This window comes from Pedobacter rhizosphaerae (assembly GCF_900111155.1).
Taxonomy (GTDB): Bacteria; Bacteroidota; Bacteroidia; order Sphingobacteriales; family Sphingobacteriaceae; genus Pedobacter; species Pedobacter rhizosphaerae.
Genome location: NZ_FOGG01000043.1, coordinates 557 through 1504, shown reverse-complemented (window position 1 = coordinate 1504; position 948 = coordinate 557). Strand labels below are relative to the sequence as shown.

Genomic DNA, 948 nt, shown 5'->3' with positions numbered 1-948 from the left:
TACATCAATCCACCTTACATCCTTCTTTAATTATGTAAAATGGAGGAATGGAAAATGGAATGCCTGGCGATTATCTGGGTCCACCTTACATCTCAACTAGTTCTTATTTAAACTCATTATAAACTCCTACCGGACAGCAATTTAGACTAATTTCATATAGTAAATAAATCACACAATATGCGTATTTAGATGTTACCTTTGTAATATCATTTAAGCAAAGGAATTATGAAAGATTTAATGCGTATAAAATGTTTGATCTCTCAAGAGATTGAAACACTTTTAAATCAACAGATTAAAAAAGAGGCTCACTCTTCATCACTATATTTATCAATGGCATCTTGGTGTAACCAAAATGGTTTCGACTTTTCTTCAGACTATTTCACTAAACAATCTGAAGAAGAAAGAATTCACCAAATGAAATTATTCAAGTATGTACTGGATATGGGTGGAAATGCCATTTCTCCAGAGGTTACCAATATCAAAACTGAGTTTGGAAGTTTCAGAGAAGTTTTCGAAGATGCATTGGAAGCTGAGATTGCCATCACTCAAAGCTTTAAAAACATCGCTGCAAGATGCCACAAAGAAATGGATTTTGTGACTATGGAATTCTTAAACTGGTTCTTAAAAGAACAACGTGAAGAAGAATATAAAGCAAGAAGAGCACTGGAATTGTTCGAGGTGATTGGTGAAGAAGGTACCGGAAGATGGGAAATTGACAAGCACGTGAACAAAATCACTTATTCTGAAGAATAAAAACAACAAAACATATCATTAACTAAGGCTATCCTAATTTTTTTTTAGGGTAGCTTTTTTTATTAGTGTAACGTCGTGAGGGTTAGGCATTGTTCCCCGCAACAGATTTAACCACCTTAGACATCTAAGAAAAACATTTTTTTTCTCTATAGCGCGTTGTCAGGATTAGGGATTCTGCCCCGCAACACATAACAC

The 948-nt window shown here is 34.6% G+C and carries 1 protein-coding gene; it reads left to right on the top strand.

What is annotated here, in order from left to right; translation table 11 throughout:
• Positions 1-225: 225 nt before the first annotated feature.
• Positions 226-753, top strand: coding sequence for a ferritin (locus BMX11_RS21505; RefSeq protein WP_090888722.1), 528 nt, complete (start codon positions 226-228; stop codon positions 751-753).
• Positions 754-948 lie beyond the last annotated feature (195 nt).